The 19,295-nt window shown below is 43.1% G+C and carries 19 protein-coding genes; 15 read left to right on the forward strand and 4 right to left on the reverse strand.

Going from position 1 to position 19,295, the window contains the following annotated elements; genetic code table 11:
- Nucleotides 1–23: 23 nt before the first annotated feature.
- The 3 genes from EYS05_RS12170 (at nucleotide 24) to EYS05_RS12180 (ending at nucleotide 3,203) form a co-directional block, all read left to right on the forward strand.
- Complete coding sequence (locus EYS05_RS12170) at nucleotides 24–932, forward strand: NAD(P)/FAD-dependent oxidoreductase (RefSeq protein WP_138277260.1); 909 nt, start codon at nucleotides 24–26, stop codon at nucleotides 930–932.
- Nucleotides 933–978: 46 nt separating this feature from the next.
- A complete protein-coding gene (gene trxA, locus EYS05_RS12175; RefSeq protein WP_118514676.1) occupies nucleotides 979–1,278 on the forward strand; it encodes a thioredoxin in 300 nt (99 codons plus the stop codon).
- A 101-nt stretch (nucleotides 1,279–1,379) separates the two neighbouring features.
- Nucleotides 1,380–3,203 carry a DUF6020 family protein gene (locus tag EYS05_RS12180; protein ID WP_138277261.1) on the forward strand — a complete coding sequence of 608 codons (1,824 nt, stop codon included), beginning with the start codon at nucleotides 1,380–1,382 and terminating at the stop codon, nucleotides 3,201–3,203.
- Here the strand turns inward: EYS05_RS12180 and EYS05_RS12185 are convergent.
- Nucleotides 3,200–3,880: a Crp/Fnr family transcriptional regulator gene (locus EYS05_RS12185; RefSeq protein ID WP_118514672.1), complete on the reverse strand. Its 681-nt coding sequence runs from the start codon at nucleotides 3,878–3,880 to the stop codon at nucleotides 3,200–3,202. The two genes, EYS05_RS12180 and EYS05_RS12185, sit on opposite strands and share 4 nt — an antisense overlap.
- Before the next feature lie 376 nt (nucleotides 3,881–4,256).
- On the opposite strand from EYS05_RS12185, the gene EYS05_RS12190 reads away from it, so the two are divergent.
- The 3 genes from EYS05_RS12190 (at nucleotide 4,257) to trmL (ending at nucleotide 7,243) form a co-directional block, all read left to right on the forward strand.
- Entirely contained in the window at nucleotides 4,257–5,942 is a 1,686-nt protein-coding gene (locus tag EYS05_RS12190; RefSeq protein ID WP_138277262.1) for a B12-binding domain-containing radical SAM protein, read from the forward strand.
- A 104-nt stretch (nucleotides 5,943–6,046) separates the two neighbouring features.
- Complete coding sequence (locus EYS05_RS12195; RefSeq protein WP_174235848.1) at nucleotides 6,047–6,664, forward strand: AIR synthase-related protein; 618 nt, start codon at nucleotides 6,047–6,049, stop codon at nucleotides 6,662–6,664.
- A gap of 78 nt (nucleotides 6,665–6,742) precedes the next feature.
- Nucleotides 6,743–7,243 carry a tRNA (uridine(34)/cytosine(34)/5-carboxymethylaminomethyluridine(34)-2'-O)-methyltransferase TrmL gene (trmL, locus tag EYS05_RS12200; protein WP_118514668.1) on the forward strand — a complete coding sequence of 167 codons (501 nt, stop codon included), beginning with the start codon at nucleotides 6,743–6,745 and terminating at the stop codon, nucleotides 7,241–7,243.
- A 101-nt stretch (nucleotides 7,244–7,344) separates the two neighbouring features.
- Here trmL and EYS05_RS12205 read toward each other — a convergent pair whose 3' ends face one another.
- Genes EYS05_RS12205 through EYS05_RS12215 form a run of 3 tightly spaced genes read right to left on the reverse strand, consistent with a single transcriptional unit; the run spans nucleotide 7,345 to nucleotide 11,850 of the window.
- A complete protein-coding gene (locus EYS05_RS12205; RefSeq protein WP_138277263.1) occupies nucleotides 7,345–8,754 on the reverse strand; it encodes a sensor histidine kinase in 1,410 nt (469 codons plus the stop codon).
- On the reverse strand, nucleotides 8,751–9,452 hold the full coding sequence (locus EYS05_RS12210; protein WP_015524367.1) for a response regulator transcription factor: 702 nt from the start codon (nucleotides 9,450–9,452) through the stop codon (nucleotides 8,751–8,753). The genes EYS05_RS12205 and EYS05_RS12210 overlap by 4 nt, the downstream gene beginning before the upstream one ends.
- 16 nt (nucleotides 9,453–9,468) lie before the next feature.
- On the reverse strand, nucleotides 9,469–11,850 hold the full coding sequence (locus EYS05_RS12215) for an endonuclease MutS2 (RefSeq protein ID WP_138277264.1): 2,382 nt from the start codon (nucleotides 11,848–11,850) through the stop codon (nucleotides 9,469–9,471).
- 307 nt (nucleotides 11,851–12,157) lie between these two features.
- Between EYS05_RS12215 and EYS05_RS12220 the strand changes: the two genes are divergently transcribed.
- The 9 genes from EYS05_RS12220 (at nucleotide 12,158) to EYS05_RS12255 (ending at nucleotide 18,989) form a co-directional block, all read left to right on the forward strand.
- Nucleotides 12,158–13,105 (forward strand): 3'-5' exoribonuclease YhaM family protein, encoded by a 948-nt coding sequence (locus EYS05_RS12220; RefSeq protein ID WP_118514797.1) that lies wholly within the window; start codon nucleotides 12,158–12,160, stop codon nucleotides 13,103–13,105.
- 3 nt (nucleotides 13,106–13,108) lie between these two features.
- Entirely contained in the window at nucleotides 13,109–14,476 is a 1,368-nt protein-coding gene (gene rlmD / locus EYS05_RS12225; RefSeq protein WP_138277265.1) for a 23S rRNA (uracil(1939)-C(5))-methyltransferase RlmD, read from the forward strand.
- 119 nt (nucleotides 14,477–14,595) lie between these two features.
- Nucleotides 14,596–14,859 carry a hypothetical protein gene (locus EYS05_RS12230; protein WP_330575459.1) on the forward strand — a complete coding sequence of 88 codons (264 nt, stop codon included), beginning with the start codon at nucleotides 14,596–14,598 and terminating at the stop codon, nucleotides 14,857–14,859.
- 169 nt (nucleotides 14,860–15,028) lie between these two features.
- Nucleotides 15,029–15,313: a helix-turn-helix domain-containing protein gene (locus tag EYS05_RS12235; protein WP_138277266.1), complete on the forward strand. Its 285-nt coding sequence runs from the start codon at nucleotides 15,029–15,031 to the stop codon at nucleotides 15,311–15,313.
- Nucleotides 15,310–15,972 (forward strand): IS3 family transposase, encoded by a 663-nt coding sequence (locus tag EYS05_RS12240; RefSeq protein WP_243119099.1) that lies wholly within the window; start codon nucleotides 15,310–15,312, stop codon nucleotides 15,970–15,972. Before EYS05_RS12235 ends, EYS05_RS12240 begins: the two co-directional genes overlap by 4 nt.
- A gap of 63 nt (nucleotides 15,973–16,035) precedes the next feature.
- Entirely contained in the window at nucleotides 16,036–16,224 is a 189-nt protein-coding gene (locus tag EYS05_RS18085) for an IS3 family transposase (RefSeq protein ID WP_243119311.1), read from the forward strand.
- A 268-nt stretch (nucleotides 16,225–16,492) separates the two neighbouring features.
- A complete protein-coding gene (tmk, locus tag EYS05_RS12245) occupies nucleotides 16,493–17,113 on the forward strand; it encodes a dTMP kinase (RefSeq protein ID WP_138277267.1) in 621 nt (206 codons plus the stop codon).
- Nucleotides 17,110–18,444, forward strand: coding sequence for a B12-binding domain-containing radical SAM protein (locus EYS05_RS12250; RefSeq protein ID WP_138277268.1), 1,335 nt, complete (start codon nucleotides 17,110–17,112; stop codon nucleotides 18,442–18,444). Before tmk ends, EYS05_RS12250 begins: the two co-directional genes overlap by 4 nt.
- Nucleotides 18,441–18,989, forward strand: coding sequence for a uracil-DNA glycosylase family protein (locus EYS05_RS12255; protein ID WP_138277269.1), 549 nt, complete (start codon nucleotides 18,441–18,443; stop codon nucleotides 18,987–18,989). The genes EYS05_RS12250 and EYS05_RS12255 overlap by 4 nt, the downstream gene beginning before the upstream one ends.
- Nucleotides 18,990–19,295 lie beyond the last annotated feature (306 nt).

Below are 19,295 nucleotides of genomic sequence, written 5' to 3' on the forward strand. Positions count from 1 at the left end.
GAAGAAGAAAGCAGGTGTCTGAAATGGAGAATATCATTATCATAGGAGCAGGTCCGGCCGGAATCTCGGCAGCACTTTATGCGGCAAGGGGAAATATGGATCCGCTGATTATAAATACAGGGATCGGTTCACTGGAAAAAGCAGAGAAGATCGAGAATTATTACGGACTGGAGCATCCATTGTCCGGCAGAGAGCTTTTTGAAAGAGGTCTTGCCCAGGCAAGAGCACTTGGAGTACGGATCCTGGATGCCCAGGTTGTGGGAATGGGTGGTTTTGATACTTTTGAGGTGAAAACTACCGCAGGAGATTTTGAGGCACGCAGCGTGATCCTGGCAACCGGAAGCAGGAGAGCTTCTGCCAGGATTCCGGGAGTAAAGGAATTTGAGGGAAAAGGTGTCAGCTACTGCGCAGTATGTGACGCATTTTTTTACAGAGGAAAAGAAGTGGCAGTGCTTGGAAGCAGTGATTTTGCTCTTCATGAAGCAGAAGAACTTTCTCATACCGCTTCCCGTGTGACGATCTTTACAGATGGAAAGAAACCGGAATTTTCAAGAGAAAATCAGCTTCCGGTTAATACCATGAAGATCCAGGCAATCGAAGGGGATGAACGTGTTTCAGGCATCCGCCTGAAAAGTGATGTGTCCATGCAGGAGGCAGGTGCCGGAGAAGATTCTTTTGTGCCGGCAGAGGGAGTCTTTGTAGCGCTTGGTACAGCCGGAAGCTCGGAGATGGCCCGCCAGATCGGCGCGGAGCTGAATGAAAAAGGAAATATCCGGATCAATGAAGAGATGGAGACTACAGTTCCGGGGCTGTATGCAGCAGGTGATTGCACCGGTGGACTTCTCCAGGTGGCAAAAGCTGTTCATGACGGTGCCCAGGCAGGACTTTCCGCCTGTCGGTATGTGCGGAAGCTTTTGAAAGCGGAGGCATAAGCTGAAATTAAAAAAAACAAATACAGGATCAAGGAGGAATTTTATCATGGCAAAAGTTTTTACAACAGACAATTTTGAAACTGAGGTATTAAATGCAGAAAAGCCGGTACTGGTAGATTTTTGGGCAACCTGGTGCGGACCATGCAGACGCCAGGCTCCGGTCGTGGAAGAACTTGCAGAAGCCGGATATGAAGTTGGCAAGGTTGACGTAGACAAAGAGCCATCACTGGCACAGCAGTACAAAATCATGAGTATCCCTACACTGCTGGTATTCAAAGGAGGAAAAGAGACCGCACGTTTTGTGGGACTGACATCAAAGACAGAGCTTGAGGCAGCGCTTCAGTAACCAAAACAGAAAACAGAAAAAACAGATACAGCTCTGGGAACCGAAACGGTTTCCAGAGCATTGTTGGCTTACTGAAAATTTTAAACAAGGGTTAATAAAATATGGATGAGAAAATAATAAAAAAGAATGCAGTGCCTGTGATCGCGGCAATGATCACAGCACTGGCCTTTTCTTTTACGGGCCTTCCAATGGATGGCAATACTTCTGCAGAGAAAATGAGCAATGTTTATAATGGATTGGGATGCACGAGCTTACTTGCATGGATCCTGCTGCTTATTTTATACGTGAAAGGATGGGAGGGCTACCGGAAATACAGAAACTGGCAGGCACATGTTTTGGCAGTGATCTTTTCAGCGGGAATGCTTCTTGGAACTTCTTATTTTACAAATGGAAACTGGGATTTTCTGTTTGGCGCAAAGAAACAGATCCTGATCTCAGCCGGATGCTTTATAGGATTTTATATTATCTGTGATATGGGAATCACTTATTTCTGGAGGATTCCTGAGATGGAGTTTTTCCGAAAGGCCTGCGGGCGTATCCCGGCCAGAGAGGAAGAAGTAATGTGGTTCCGCCTGGCAAAGATATCTATGATCATTGGATGGACACCGTTTATCCTGGCGTTTCTCCCAGGCTCGATCCCGGCGGATGGATTTCGGCAGCTGGATGTATTTTTGGGAGCCATGCCGCTGGACAATCATCATCCATGGGTCCTGACGATGATCATGGGTGGACTGCTGACACTTGGAAAAACTATCTGGTGTTATAATTTTGGAGTATTTCTGATCGTCATTGTGTTTACTTCTGTGGAAATCTGGTGTTACAGTGCGGTAGTCCGCTATCTGTACAGATGGAAGGCTCCAAAATGGATACTTTTTGGTACTGTTCTGCTGTTTGCATTTGTTCCCATATTTGGAAGCTATGCGCAGGCAGTGATCAAAGATGGATTATATACGGCAGTCATTACTTTGTATTTTGCAGTGTATATAGATATTTGTCATTCTTTTTCCAAGAGAAAGGCAGTATATTTATTTCTTCTGGGAATCAGTGTTTGTCTTACCCGAAATAATGGCATTCATCTAGTCCTGCCTTCTTTGATCCTTTTGTTTTTCTTCCTGGTAAAGGGCGCGAGGAAATATGCATTTATTGTGGCTGTCTGTGTTTTTGCCTGTTATCTGGGCGTAGAAAAGGGGGCAGCACCTGCCCTTGGCGTGGCACCTGGATCCCGATGTGAAATGCTTTCGGTACCGTTTCAGCAGACTGCCCGATATCTGAGAGAATATCCGGATGATGTAACCGCAAGTGAGAAGAAAGCGATAAACAGGATCCTGGATTATGATGTTCTTGCCGAGAAGTATAATCCGGAACTGTCGGATCCTGTGAAAATTACATTCAGGTTCAGAGATAATGATGATGATCCTAAATTGGATGGATACATGAAGGATTATTTTAAAGCCTGGTTTGCCATGTTCCGTCGTCATCCGGGAGTATATATCCAGGCGACATTGAATAATATTTACAGTTATAATGATCCGTTCCATATGGGAAGAGGACAGCAGGGCGTGTACCGGTTCTACATAGATAAACTGTATCAGAAGAAATCCGGGATCGATGTCAGTTATGTTGGACCAAAAAAAATCCAGTATATATTCCGGCTTTATGATGAATTATGGATGCGCGCACCTGGCCTGGGACTTATCCTAAGTGCAGGAACGTATACATGGCTTACCCTGTTGCTGATAGGATATCTTCTTGTGAAGAAACAATGGAAAAAAATCCTGATCTTTGCCATACCGGTGCTGAATATACTGATATGTCTTGTTTCTCCTGTAAATGGGATGATCCGTTATATGTGGCCGGTAATGACTATTATGCCGATGCTGTTCTGGTGGATTCTGCAGCCGGCACCAAAAATAGCTTCAAATTAAAAAAGATTCATCATTTCATAAAGACGTCTTTTATCCAGAATGCGGATCGATCCCCGTGAGATCTGGATAGAGCCGTCTTTATTCATTTTTTTCAGGCTGCGGCTGACAGCTTCCCTGGCACTTCCGATGGAGCGGGCGATGGCTTCCTGCGTGAGAGCAAGCTCATCGGAACCGGTATCTGCAGCTTCATCCAGAAGAAAGGCTGCGATCCTCTGAGTCAGGGTCATAAAAAATGTCCGTTCGATTCCTGCAATCACATCTGAGAAATGTTCAGTTGTCCGTTTGTAGATGAAATTTTCCAGATAGATATTGTTTTTCATCAGCCGGGAAAAAGGAACTGCCGGAAGCAGAAGCAGATCACAGTCTGTTTCTGCATCGATCTGTACATCAAATGTAATGGCAGAAAGCATGCAGGAGGCGGAAAGAGTGCAGATATCACTGTCCCTTAAACGGTACAGGGTAGCCTCTTTTCCCTGAGCGGACAGTAGATAAACACGGAGAACTCCCTTCAGAAGAAAAAGAGTTCCCAGGCACTGGCGCTCTTCAGACTGTATGGCAGCACCTGCCGGGTAATGAAGCTCGCGAATGTTATCAAGAAGAAAATTCCGATCTTCTTCAGTCATATGTTCCCAGAAGGGAAACGCCTGAAAATAATTCAGACAGCTGTTTCGATCCATAAAAAGATTACTCCTTTATAAAAATATATAGTACTCATTTTAACGCTGTTTGGATGGAAATACAACAAAAACGGCATTTTTGCGGCAGGAGGGAAATCCTTGTTTATTATGGTTCACTCCGTTCTCAGCAACACGCTTCGCGATGCACAGAATTTATGCTGATCGCATAAATTCGCGCGGTATGTCTCGGGTTTTCTGTGACCTTCGCTCACAAAAAACACCTCGCGGAATATTACCAGTGAACAGTAACCCCTGTTTTTCTATTTACATCCGGTGGAGGGAACGTTATAATCATAAAGCGAAAAGGATCAACAGAGAAATAATGAAAACTGCCGGGGAAAGAAATTATCCGGCAGAAGTTAGGAGAATGTAAAATTTGAAAATCTTACTTGCAGCATGCAATGCAAAATATATCCATTCCAATCTTGCGGTATATAACTTGAAATCCTGTTCCGGAGAATACAGCTCCAGGGTTGTGGTCAAAGAGTACACGATCAATCAGATCAGGGATGACATTTTAAAAGATATTTATCTGGAGCAGCCGGATGTGATCTGCTTTTCCTGCTATATCTGGAATATTTCCTTTGTCAGGGAACTAGTGCCGGATCTTAAGAAAATTCTTCCACAGGTGGAATTTTGGGCAGGAGGCCCGGAGGTATCCTACGATGCGGTGGAATTTCTGAAAAAGAATCCTGCGTTTTTTGGAGTGATGGTGGGAGAAGGAGAGGAAACCTTCCATGAACTGGCAGGTTATTATATAGAAAGAAAACCGGAAACTTTGAGCGAGATCCGTGGAGTGGCTTTTCGTGATGAAAACAAAGACAGGAATATTGTACACACGGGCTGGCGGGAATTGATGGATCTAAGTAAAGTTCCGTTTGCATACAGCAATCTTACAGAGTTTAAAAACCGCATTATTTATTATGAGAGCAGCAGGGGATGCCCCTTTTCCTGCAGCTATTGCCTTTCTTCCATAGATAAGAAGCTTCGGTTCCGTGATATTGAGCTTGTAAAAAAGGAATTGCAGTTTTTTATTGATAATAAAGTTCCTCAGGTCAAATTTGTGGATCGTACTTTCAACTGCAAGCATGACCATGCCATGGAGATCTGGAGGTATATTACGGAGCATGACAACGGGATCACCAATTTTCACTTTGAAATTTCAGCAGATCTTCTCCGTGCGGAGGAGCTGGCGCTGATGAAAACCATGCGTCCGGGTCTGATCCAGCTGGAGATTGGTGTACAGTCTACCAATCCTCAGACCATCAAAGCCATTCGGAGAACCATGGATTTTGAAAAGCTGAAAAGGATTGTAGAGCAGATCCACAGCTTTGGAAATATCCACCAGCATCTGGATCTGATCGCAGGACTTCCCTATGAGGGCTATGATAGCTTCCACAAGTCCTTCTGCGATGTTTACACACTGCATCCGGAACAGTTTCAGCTTGGTTTTCTGAAGGTGCTGAAGGGATCACACATGATGGAAATGACAGGGGAATATCAGATTCTTTATAAGGATCGGGAACCCTATGAGGTACTTTCCACAGCCTGGCTGACCTACGAGGAGATTTTAAGGCTGAAAATGGTGGAAAGTATGGTGGAAGTGTATTATAATAGTGGGCAGTTCAAAAATACCCTTGTATTTCTGGAGAAGTATTTTGACGATCCTTTCCGGATGTATGAGGCACTTGGCAGATTTTATGAGAAAAAAGGTTACTCGGAGATCTCTCATTCCAGAATGAGGCGCTATGAGATTCTTATGGAGTTTGCCGGAGAACAGAAAGAGATCCCGCCGGAAGCACTTTCCGATGTAATGCTCCTCGATCTGTATCTTCGAGAGAATTTAAAGAGCAGGCCATCCTTTGCTTCAGACCAGAAGCCGTATGAGCGGCAGATCTGGGATTACCGGAAAGCAAAAAAAATCCCGAAAACCGCCCATATCGAGGTGTTCCGGGATGGAAAGAGGCTTCTTTTTGATTATACAGACAGGGATCCTTTGACCAACAATGCACAATTAACGGATATTACAGATGAGGTGAATAATAATTATGGGAATGTTTGATCCGAAAAAAAGGAAAGTGATCACAGCGATCATCGCAGTTATTCTGGTACTGGCAATGGTAGTTCCGACTGTGCTTTCGCTTATCATTTATTAAGGCGGCAGTTATGAAACTTGGAAAAAAGGCACTGGAGGCGCTTCAGGCAGAAATAGACGGGCGGCTTATGCCGGGAGATGAGCTGATCGTGGCAGGCCCTGTGGCTGCAGAAGGAACTGCATGGATCACAAAGAATTATCATGACAGACTGCGGGATGTTTTTGCAGAACGGTTTCTAGAGGATGTTGTGAAGCTTCCGGAGGTTTACGGAATAGGAACAGAAAAAGAGAATAATAAGATCTGGAAAATGGCGGAAGAATCCGGAGCCAGTGCCCGATATCTGATGGGAGAAGGTGGCTTTCTTGCTGCCCTCTGGAAAATAGCGGAGGCATCCGGAGTAGGTCTTAGCGCAGATCTTCGGAGTGTGCCCATCCGACAGGAAACCATAGAGATCTGTGAGGTCTTTGATGTGAATCCGTACAAGCTCCTTTCCAGCGGAAGTATTCTTCTGGGAATCCGTGGAGGCGATGCGTTTGTGCAGCAGCTGCGGCGAGAGGGGATCATGGCAGCAGTGATCGGACAGACCGATTCCGGAAATGACAGGCTTCTTTACAGCGGCGGAAATGCCAGATATCTGGAACGGCCGGCAGAAGATGAAATCAAAAAGCTTGGCTTTTTGATTTCATGAGCAAGCAGCGAAGCGGAAGCGGAGTGCGAATGCATATTTTGTATATTTAATGTTATGTAGAAAAGAGGAAAATAATAAATGGGAGTTTTGAATATTGTGCTCCATGAGCCGGAAATTCCGGCAAATACAGGAAATATCGGCAGAACCTGTGTGGCAACAGGAACCAGGCTGCATCTGATCGAACCGCTTGGTTTCCGCCTGAATGAAAAGGCCATCAAGCGTGCAGGTATGGATTATTGGGAACAACTGGATGTGACCAGATATCTGGACTATGAGGATTTTCTCAAAAAGAATCCGGGAGCAAAGATTTATTACGCAACCACCAAGGCACCTCAGACTTATACAGATGTGCAGTATGAGGATGACTGTTTCATTATGTTTGGCAAGGAGAGTGCGGGAATCCCGGAGGATATTCTGGTAAACAATCAGGAAACCTGCGTGCGGATCCCGATGATCGGAGATATCCGTTCCCTGAATTTAAGCAATTCAGTTGCCATTGTGCTTTATGAGGCGCTGCGACAGCATAATTTCACGCATATGAATCTGGAAGGTCATCTGAGAAATTACGACTGGAAATAAGCCTGCAAAGAGTAAATAAAAACCTCTGATCTGGAAATACTGTAGGAGATATTGAGAGATATTTCTTTTACAGCCTTCCGGATCAGAGGTTTTTTGATGTTTTATTTTGATTTTTCCAGTGTAAAGATAAATTCTGTTCCAACACCTACGGTGCTGATCACATTGATGTTCTGCTTATGAGCGTTGATGATCTCTTTTACAATGGCAAGGCCAAGTCCGGTACCCTTGCGGTCTTTTCCACGGGAGGCATCGATCTTATAGAAACGGTCCCAGATCCTGGAAAGACTTTCTTTTGGAATTCCGGTTCCATGGTCTTTGACTGAGACAAAAACCTTGCCATGGTTGACGGTGGTTTCCAGTGTGATGGAAGAATTGTCACTGCTGAATTTTACTGCATTGTCCAATAAATTGTACAGTACCTGCTGAATCTGTTCCATATCTGCACGGACAAAAAGCTCTTTTCCCGCAAGGAGGAGCTCCAGACGGATGTTTCGTTCCGAACAGGTTCCTTCAAAGGTGGCGGCTGTGGTACGGATCGTTTCATTGATATCAAAACGCCGCATATGCATCATACGCTTTTTGACATCCAGTTCGTTTAAGGTAAGGAGACTTCGGGTAAGCTTCTCCAGACGGGTGGATTCAAAAGCAATGACCCTTAGATAACGGTCCTGCATTTCCGGTGGGATGGTACCGTCCAGCATGGCTTCCACATAGCCTTTGATGGAGGTCAGAGGTGATCGGAAATCATGGGACACATTGGAAATGAACTGCCGTTGATACTCTCCGTTTTTGTTCAGCTTGTCTGCCATGTAATTCAGGGAGTGGGAAAGATATCCCATCTCATCTTCAGAATCTACGGGGATCGTGTAGGAAAGATTTCCGTTGGCAAATTCCAGGGCACCCTTTAAGATTTCTTTCAGAGGTTTATGGACCCTGTAAAAATAGATCAGAAGAAAACTGAAAAACAGTGCATAGATCACAATAAAGATCAGTACCATAACCTCTACGATATTGCTGCGGCTTTCGTAGAGGTTTTTCATAGAATAGTGGATCACCAGATAACCGATCACCAGATCTGTATCTTTTATGGGAACAACTGTGCTTAACTGTGCGGTTTTTAATGTCCCGTAAAACGTACCGGAAGAATAGCAGGTATCTTCGTAATCTTCCGGCCGGAAGTTCCTGACGGTGATAGCACCGGAATCAGAGGACTGCTGGTTTGTGTTTATCAGAACGGTCCCATCTGTATCCATAACCCAGAAATCTGCATTTTGAAAGGCTGCTGCTGAGGAAAGAGCCAGGATGCTGGATTCGTTTTTGGGGCTTTTTACAGCCTGACGAAGTTCATTTTTGGAAACCAGCTGGCTGGCAGTGCGGTAAAGAGACTCTCCGGTAGAGCGCTCCAGCCTTTTTTCTACCAGGTAGGAGCCGCCGGAGGAAAGCAGCAGAAAGCAGATTCCGCCCAGCATAAAGTACAGGATCAGCAGTTTAGTATAAAGATGCAGTTTCATGAATCCTTTACCTCAAATTTGTAACCGATTCCCCAGACTGTGGAAAGAGCCCAGTTTGGGTTATCCTTGATCTTTTCACGGAGACGTTTGATGTGAACGTCTACGGTTCTGGTATCACCAATGTATTCATAGCCCCAGATGTGATCCAGAAGCTGTTCTCTTGTGAAAACCTGATTGGGAGAAGCTGCCAGGAAATAGAGAAGCTCCAACTCCTTTGGCGGCATATCGATCTGGTGTCCCATATAAGTTACAGAATAGTTGGTTAGGTTGATCACCAGATCCGGATAGGAAACACATTTTTCCTTTGGCGCGGCAGACGGAGATTTTACATGAAATCTGCGCAGTACCGCACGGACACGTGCCACCAGCTCTTTGGAGTCAAAAGGCTTGATGATGTAATCATCCGCTCCAAGCTCCAGTCCCAGGACTTTGTCAAAGGTTTCTCCCTTGGCGGAAAGCATAATGATCGGTACATCGGAGGTGTGACGGATCTCACGGCATACCTGGTATCCGTCAATGCCCGGAAGCATGAGATCCAGAAGGATCAGATCCGGGTGAAAAATATGGAACTGCTTCAGGGCTTCCTCGCCGTCATTTACGATCTTAGTCTCAAAGCATTCTTTTGTGAGATAGAGAGCAACCAGCTCTGCAATGTTGTTGTCATCGTCAACAATGAGGATTTTCTGTTTTGTAGCCATGGTTTCAGCTCCTTTTTTATTTCTTGAATTCTACAATGGTCACGCCGGCATCGCCTTCTCCGAATTCGCCGAGACGGAAGGAAGCTACGTGCTTCTGGCGCTTCAGGTAATTGTGGACACCTTTGCGGAGGGCACCGGTACCTTTTCCGTGAACGATACGGACGGATTTCATGTGTGCGATATAGGCGTCATCCAGATATTTATCCAGCTCTGCAACTGCCTCATCTACGGTTTTTCCGAGAAGATTGATCTCTGTGGAAATGCTGGCTGCCTTGGACATACGGATCTTTCCGGCACCGGTGCGCTGCATGGACGGAGTGGTGATCACCGGTTCGTCCACAAGCTCCAGATCGGAGATATGAACCTTGGAACGGATGATACCCATCTGCACAAAGAGATATCCTTTGGAATCCGGATGACTGGAAACTGTTCCCTTGAGATTCAGGCTGAGCACCTTTACGGTATCGCCAAGAGAAAGATCGGATGGTTTCAGCTGTTTTTTTGGCTTTTGCTTCTGCTGTTTGGAAGACATTCCAGTTTCGGCTTTTGACATACGTTTTTTCAGGTTCTGGCGCTCTTTTTCCACGGAAGCGGTATCTACGTGATCCTTCTGGAATTTATGGAAAAGCTTCATGGTCTGATCTGCGTATTCCTTGGTATCGCGGAGAATCGCATGTGCCTGTTCATTGGCTTCTCTGAGAATCCGCTCTTTACGTTCATCCAGCTTTTCTTCTTTTTCCTGAAGGGATTTTTTCAGATCTTCTACCTGTTCTTTATAACGAGCAATTTCAGCACGCTCGTTTTCGATGGTGACACGGCTCTGCTCCAGGGATGTCAGAACATCTTCAAAAGATTCATCCTGCTCGCTGATCTGTTCTTTTGCTTTGTCGATGATGAAATCCGGAAGCCCTAGCTTGGAAGAAATGGCAAATGCGTTACTTTTTCCCGGAACACCGATCAGAAGGCGGTAGGTCGGACGTAAGGTTTCTACATCGAATTCACAGCAGGCATTTTCCACACCCGGAGTGGAGAGGGCATAGATCTTCAGTTCGCTGTAATGTGTGGTCGCCATGGTACGGATACCCTGCTCGTGAAGATGTGACAGGATCGCAATGGCAAGAGCGGCACCCTCTGTAGGGTCAGTACCGGCACCAAGCTCATCGAAGAGGACCAGGGAATCCTGATCTGCGGATTTCAGGAAGGAAACCACGTTTGTCATATGAGAGGAGAAGGTACTTAAGGACTGTTCAATGCTCTGCTCATCTCCGATATCAGCATAAACCTCGCGGAAAAGTGCAAGTTCGGAACGATCGAGCGCCGGGATATGGAGACCCGACTGTCCCATCATGGTAAGAAGACCTACGGTTTTCAGAGAAACAGTTTTACCACCGGTGTTTGGTCCGGTGACAACCAGGAGGTCAAAATCATCCCCGAGACGGATGTCAATAGGAACGGCTTTTTTCTTATCGATCAGTGGATGACGGGCCTGGCGAAGCCGGATCCGGCCTTCTGTGTTGAAAATAGGTTCACTGGCGTTCATGTCCATGGCAAGTGCAGCACGGGCAAAAATAAAATCTAGCTGTACCATGATGGAAAGATCTGCGTGAATAGCTTCCAGCTCAGCAGCTACCTGCTGGCTTAAGGATGCAAGGATCACTTCGATCTCTTTCTGCTCTTTCAGCTCCAGCTCGCGGATGTCGTTGTTTAGCTTGACAACAGCCATGGGCTCAATGAAAAGGGTGGAGCCAGTGGCTGACTGGTCGTGGATCATACCGGGAACCTGGCCTTTATATTCAGCCTTTACTGGGATACAGTAGCGACCGTCACGCATGGTGATAACGGAATCCTGAAGATAATTCCTAGCACTTCCTGCAACCAGAGAAGAAAGCTGGGTGTGTATCCGGTCGTTGGTGGCTTTGATGCTGCGGCGGATCTGACGAAGTGTACTGCTGGCATCGTCACTTATCTCATCCTCAGAAAGGATACAGCGGCGGATCTCTGTACTAAGGGGCGTCAGAGGCTCCAGTGCCGCAAACATTCCATCAAGGGAATCAGTCATTCCGTCATCACGATCACTTCTGGAATAGGCCTTTACACGACCGGTATTCTCGAGAAGACTGCAGACAGAAAGCAGCTCCGGTGCATTCAGAGCGCTGCCCACAGTAAGACGTTTTAATGTGCCACGGATATCCTTGACACTGCCGAAGGAAATGCCGCCTTTTTTGAACAGGCGGGCAAGGGCATCGTGTGTTTGTAACTGCATGGACCGGATTTCATCAATGTCCGTGGAAGGGGTGAGCTTCCTGCAGAGATCTTTTCCCATGGGGGAGGAGGCCTTGTCTGTGAGCAGATCTATGATTTTATAGTATTCAAGTGCTTTGTATGCTTTTTTGTTCATTGTTGCTGTAGTTACTCCTTTTTGTTACTTCTGTTGATTCTGTGTTTTTCTGCGCAACACAGGATATGCAAAAAAACACTTCGTTTCCTATTTTACATGATTTCCATAGCAAAGGAAAGTAAAATGTGTTATGATACTGAATAAAGCCCGGAAGTAAATGGAAACCGCGCAGAAATGCAGGGAAGCTCGGACCGGGGTACAGCCAGAGATCGTAAAGAAAGACTGGTTGTGAATGCAAAGTGTGAAGTAGATGCGTTCGTAAGTATGTCCGCTTTGAAAGTAAAAAGAACAGAAAGGCAAGAAATTTATGCGTTTTTTAAATGAATTACATGAAGGAGACAGAGTAAACGGGATCTATCTCTGCAAACAGAAACAGGCAGCTACAACGAAGAATGGCAAGCCTTATGAGAATCTGATCCTTCAGGATAAAACAGGTGTGATCGATGGTAAGATCTGGGATCCCAATTCTCTGGGAATTGATGATTTTGATGCTCTTGATTACATTGAGATCATGGGAGATGTGACAAGCTTTGCAGGCGCCATGCAGCTGAATATCAAGAGAGCACGCAAGGCAGGAGAAGGGGAGTATGATCCGGCAGATTATCTTCCTACCAGTGAGAACAGTGTGGATGATATGCAGAGCCAGCTGCGAGAGCTTATCAACAGTGTGAAGAATCCCTATCTTTCCCAGCTTCTGAAGAAGCTTTTTGTAGAAGATCAGGAATTTATGAAGATATTTGAGGGACATTCTGCGGCCAAGACCGTACATCATGGCTTTATCGGTGGATTGATGGAACACACTCTTGGAGTGACACGTCTCTGTGATTACATGGCGAATGCATATCCGGTTTTAAACCGTGATCTTCTGATCACAACTGCACTTCTTCATGATGTGGGTAAAACTAAGGAGCTTTCTGCTTTTCCGATGAATGATTATACAGATGAGGGACAGCTTCTGGGACATATTGTGATCGGGGCGCAGATGGTACATGATCTTGCAAAAGAGATTCCGGATTTTCCGGAGAAGATTGAGAATCAGGTGATCCACTGTATTCTTGCACATCATGGTGAGCTGGAGTACGGTTCTCCCAAGAAACCGGCACTTGCGGAGGCAGTTGCCCTGAATCTGGCAGACAATACAGATGCAAGGATGGAGACTCTGACAGAAATTTTCCACGCAGACAAAGGCAAAAAAGAATGGCTTGGTTTCAACCGGCTTTTTGAGTCCAATTTAAGAAGAACAGGAGATATTTAATACATGGAATTCCGTAAAAACGATATACTCACTTTAGATATAGAGGATTGCGGAGTTGACGGTGAAGGTATCGGGAAAGCCGATGGCTTCACCGTTTTTGTGAAAGACGCCGTGATCGGAGACCGGATCAAAGCCAAGATCATCAAGGCAAAAAAGAACTACGGCTATGGCCGCCTGATGGAGGTGATCACGCCGTCTCCATACCGTGTGAAGCCTGCCTGCTCCATTGCCCGCCAGTGCGGAGGATGCCAGCTTCAGGCATTATCCTACGAGCAGCAGCTGAAATTTAAAGAGAAAAAGGTTCGTGGACATCTGGAAAGAATCGGAGGTTTTCAGAATCTTGATATGGAACCGATCATGGGGATGGAAGAACCCTATCATTATCGAAACAAGGCACAGTTTCCGGTAGGAAAAAATAAAGACGGAAAGATCATCACAGGCTTTTATGCAGGAAGAACCCACTCCATCATTGATAACCGGGAATGTATTCTGGGAGTGAAACAGAATAAAGAGGTTTTGGATCGTGTGATCGGACACATGGAAAAATATCATGTACAGCCTTACGATGAGACTACGGGAAAAGGTCTTGTACGTCATATTATGATTCGTTATGGCTTCCATACAGATGAGATGATGGTCTGTCTGATCTTAAACGGAGATAAGATCCCTGCAGAAAAGGCTCTGGTGGAATCACTCTGTGAAATTCCGGAAATGACCAGCATTACCATCAATGTTAATAAAAAACGGAATAATGTGATCCTGGGTGATCAGCTTCGTCTCCTTTGGGGACAGTCCTATATAACGGACAGCATCGGAGATATTTCCTATCAGATTTCTCCCCTGTCCTTTTTCCAGGTTAATCCCATCCAGACCGAAAAACTGTATGGAAAGGCTCTGGAATATGCCGGCCTTACGGGAAATGAAACTGTATGGGATCTGTACTGTGGAATCGGAACTATCTCCCTGTTCCTGGCCCAGAAAGCAAAATTCGTCCGCGGCGTGGAGATCGTACCACAGGCCATTGACAATGCAAGAGAGAATGCGAAGCTCAATGGCATTGAGAATGTAGAGTTTTTTGTCGGAAAAGCAGAGGAAGTGCTGCCGAGAGAGTATGAGAAGAATGGCGTTTATGCAGACGTTATCGTGGTAGACCCGCCACGGAAGGGCTGTGATGAGGTGCTTCTGGATACAATCCTTAAAATGAAGCCGGAGAGGGTTGTGTATGTGAGCTGTGATAGTGCGACACTGGCGAGGGATCTGAAGGTGCTGTGTGCGGAGGATTATGAGTTGATGCGGGTTTCTACTACGGATATGTTTCCGCAGGGAGTCCATGTTGAAACAGTCTGCCTTCTGTCAAGAAAATCCCAATAAATCAAAGGTTTCTGCGATTTTGGAAGAAAAATAGATGTGTGTTTCTGTTTCCGAAGAGTGATGATATAATCGGAGATTTACCCCAGGGGATAGGATTTGGGGAATGAGAGATATACATTTTGGCAAAAGTGGTTTTGTTAAAGGAGCGTATGATGAAGGAAATTAAACAGTTCACAACCCAATTTCGAAGAGCGATTGATTTGGCTTTGGAAGCAGGGGAGTTTGATAATGACAGCATATATCGCAGATTTCCACGTGCTTGTTGCGGAGATACGAGTGATTTGTTAGCCCAGTATTTATTAGATAAAGGTATCAAAACAGATTATGTCTGTGGAACATATTGGGGTAAACCGGATGAAAACGGACATCTCATGCGTGGCTGATGGTAGACAAACATATTATTATAGATATCACAGGTGACCAATTTAGTGGCAAGTCTACTTTTCTTAATTATGACAATGGTGCTAGAATATAAATAGTACAAGCCAAAATGAGAAATTCCAAATACACATAAGCATGATATAATAGAGGCATGCTGAAGGAGGATCTCATATGGCAAAGCAACATGACAAACAATTTAAACTTGATGCAGTCCAGTACTATCAGGATCACAAAAATCTCGGAGTACGTGGATGTGCAGAAAATCTTGGCATCGGATACAGCACATTAACAAAATGGCTGAAAGACTTCCGGGAATCAGGTGATATTCCTGTTCGTGGTTCTGGTAATTATGCATCTGATGAGCAGAAGGAAATTGCCCGTCTCAGACGTGAATTACGTGATGCCCAAGATGCACTTGATGTGTTAAAAAAAGCAATCAACATTCTGAGAAAATGACGGAAGCCATTTATCTTGAAGTGTCTGAGAAGACGGAAGCTGCCAAAAAGGCTGGACGCCGGGTTTCCGTCTCCAGAATGTTGAAATTTTTAGGTGTCTCTCGCTCAGGATATCTTGCATGGCTCCACCACGTACCTTCTGATACAGAAAAACGTCGTAAAGCTGTAAAAGCAAAAATACAGGATATTTATGATGATTCCAAGCAGAACTACGGTGCTCCGAAAATCACTGTAGAACTTCGAAAAACTGGTGAAGTCATTTCGGAAAGAACCGTTGGTACATATATGCGCCAAATGGGGATCCGTGCTCAGTGGAGCAAACCATGGACGATCACCACAAAAGATTCCGATTTCAGCACTGAATTACAAAATATCCTTGATGAGCAATTTAATCCTGATCGTCCGAATGCAGTCTGGTGTTCGGATATTACCTACATCTGGACAATAGATGGATTTGTCTATCTGACCAGTGTTATGGATTTATTTTCCAGAAAAATCATAGCCTGGACGCTTTCAGAAACACTGGAAGTATCTTGCGTGATTGATACTATAAACAAAGCCCAAGTTCGCCGAAATATCGATCAACCATTAATTATCCATTCGGATCGTGGCAGCCAATATGTTGCAAAGGAATATAAAAAAGCAACCGAAAATATGTAGCGCAGTTATTCGAAGAAAGCTTTTCCGTGGGATAATGCATGCATTGAATCCTTTCATTCTATTATCAAACGTGAATGGCTCAATCGCTTTAAAATTCGCGACTATAAGCAGACATACCAGTTGATTTTTGAATATCTGGAAGCTTTCTACAATACGAAACGAATTCATAGCCATTGCAACTATATGTCGCCAAACGAATTCGAACGAGTGTATGAAAGAACGCACACTGAGGCTGAGCTTCTGGCAGGTTAAAATGGGGAGAAATTTCTCATTTTAACTCGTACTAAATCTTGACATAGGACCAGTCTTCATCCGGCAATGTTAGATGTGCAGGAGGAAATACTTAAAATGTTCCAAACAGCTGCGTATGAACAATATACAGAAATTTTAGAAAGGCAGAGACAGGAAGCCTTGTAGCAGGGGTAAAATCTTTTGGAAAATCCCATTATAAACAAAAGTGATGATAAATATATTGATACTGTGATACACATATTTTCTTTTCAATAGAGATGGTGGTTATATGTTAGAGAAGGAAAAACTAGACGGTTATTTTATAGCTGTAGATGGTCCTAATGGTGTTGGAAAGTCAACACTAATAGAGGCTATAAAAAATAAATTGGAAGTATTGGGATATGCTGTATATATAACAAGGGAGCCCACGGATACTAAACTGGGAAATTTCTTAAGAGAGTTTGCAGAAAAACATTCAGGGATAAGTTTGGCGTGTTTGGTTGCGGCAGATAGATATGAGCATATGACCAATGAAATTATACCTGCATTAGAAGAGGGACAACTGGTTATTTCTGATAGGTATATACTTTCATCACTAATATTGCAAGAAATGGATGGTGTTAGTGCTACTTTTGTGTTGACTGCAAATTCCGAAATAATAAAGCCGGATTTGCAATTGGCAGTGTTTGCAGATGAAAGGGTTTTGCAAAAAAGATTATCAGAACGAGATACATTGACTAGATTTGAAAAAGGGAATCAGTCAAAAAGTGAACTTGATTTTATGGAGAGAGGGATTATAGAATTAAGGAAATATAATATCGATGTTATGAATATTTATAACAATGACAATTTGGAAGAAAATGTAGAAAAAGTGGTTTCTTATGTAGTTAATAACTGGAGGAAGGTATGAAAAAATTTATTCTATTTAACTCTCCTATATTTTGGGATACCACAAAAGAGAAAGAACAGTATTTATCACCACTGGGATTAGGATATATAGCAACATATTTAGAAAAAGCGGGAATAGATGTTACTATTGTAGATTGCGTAAAAGAAAGAAAATCTGTAACAGATATAGCGAATTTTATTAATAAAATGCATCCAGATTATATTGGAATAAACATTTTTACGCAAAATTACGAAATGGTGAAGTTTATTATTGAAAGTATTGAGATCCCATGTGATTGTTTTATCGGAGGACAAGCCGTTAAGAGTATTTATTTTGATATACTTCAATGGGATACCCAAAATAGATTGAACATAATTATTGGTGAGGGAGAATTTATAATACCTGCCCTTGTTTTAGGATTATGCAATCAGATTCCAGAGGAACAAAAGAATCAAAAATTTGTATATAGAGTTAATAAAGATTCGGAATATTTTCCAGAGGATATTTCAAATGTCTTTTTGGATAGGAGGTATTTGGGAAACGAGATAGTAGACAATCATTATGGTGAGAAAGAAATAGCAATCATTACATCGAGAGGATGTGCGTTTGATTGCGCGTTTTGCGGAGGGGCCAGGAGCTTAAATAAAGATGTTACAACCAGAATTCGCACAGAAGAAAGTGTTATAATGGAAATCAAAGAAATACTATCTACATATCCAGATATACAAAGCATTCGAATTTTAGATGATTTGTTTTTAAGAAATGGTAAAAGTATAGATATGGCAAATAATATTTTTTCAAAATTTCCACAGTTGAGTTGGCGAGGAATGGTTCATGTGTTGTCTCTAATTGGAAATATTGAAAAAGTGAAGGATCTCCACAATGGAAGGTGTAGGGAATTGTTTATTGGAATCGAATCTGGTTCAGAAAGAATGAGAAAGAAAATAAATAAGCTTGGTAGTTCAGATGATGTTATAACTGTTTCAAAAGAAATTCTGGAGAATGGAATTGACTTGAAGGGGTATTTTATTTATGGTTTTCCAGAAGAAACAAAAGAAGATTTTCAAAAAACATATGAATTGGCTTCTAAAATAAAAGAAATATCGCTTAAGACTCCTGGAACATTTAGAACCAGTGTGTTCCAATTTAGACCATATCATGGAACGCAGTTATATAATGAAATAGTAAAAAGCACTGGAATTATTCATGGGTGTGAATTTAATAAATCAATAAGTCAATTTGAGGGAAGATCACAGTTCAATTTTGAATTTGGGAATTATAGTGCGGAGATAGATGAAATGTTAAATGAATATATTATAAAAACACAGAAACTTACAGAGGAAGAACAATGATTGAGCAAATACGTAGATGTCAAAAGTGCGGTTTGTGTTTTAACCAAAAACCGCTATTAGATACAGAAAAAGAATGTCAGGTTTTTTGGGTAGGTCTTTCGGCAAAAAAAATGGAATCTGATGAAGAAGTCCCGTTGTCTCCGGAAACCAATACAGGAATGTTGATTCAAAAGATAGAGGAATTGTGTGGAGAGGTAATCACATATAAAACAAATTTAGTAAAATGCCTTCCTTTAACAGAGGAACAAAAATTGCGTTATCCTAATAGAAAAGAAATCGATAGTTGTTTTGAACATTTGGTTGGTGAAATTCAGGCAATGTCTCCGAAAATAGTTTTTTTGTTGGGAGAAAAAGTTTATTCATCTGTTGGAAAACATTTAAAAATCAATTTTGAAAAATGGGATGAATTTGAATATCATTATAAAAAATATGAAGGGACTTATTATGTACCAATTCACCATCCATCTTATATTTACGTTTATAAAAGAAAACGAATGGATGAATATATTGAGGGGGTTGAAAGGATAATAAATCAATTATTATAGTTGTGATGGATATAAAGCGTGATATGTTCCTGCTACAATCGCAGGTATAAAAATGACGGAGAACTAAGTCGGTTGGGGTCTGGGACATATGGCACACTTTTTGCCTCTCGTTTAAAAGCTGAATGATTCGGACTAAAACTTGTAGTGTAGGAAAGTTGATTAGACGGGGTAAATGCTATCCCCCTAATAGTGATACAAACATTTTCGCAAAAGGTGACGGTTTCGCTATTTAGTATAAGAAGTAACTTTCACCGCATGTAGAGACTGTGTGCCTCTTGAGCAACCGAAAACCAGATACCACGGTAA

The sequence above is a fragment of the Blautia sp. SC05B48 genome (assembly GCF_005848555.1).
Lineage (GTDB): Bacteria > Bacillota > Clostridia > Lachnospirales > Lachnospiraceae > Blautia_A.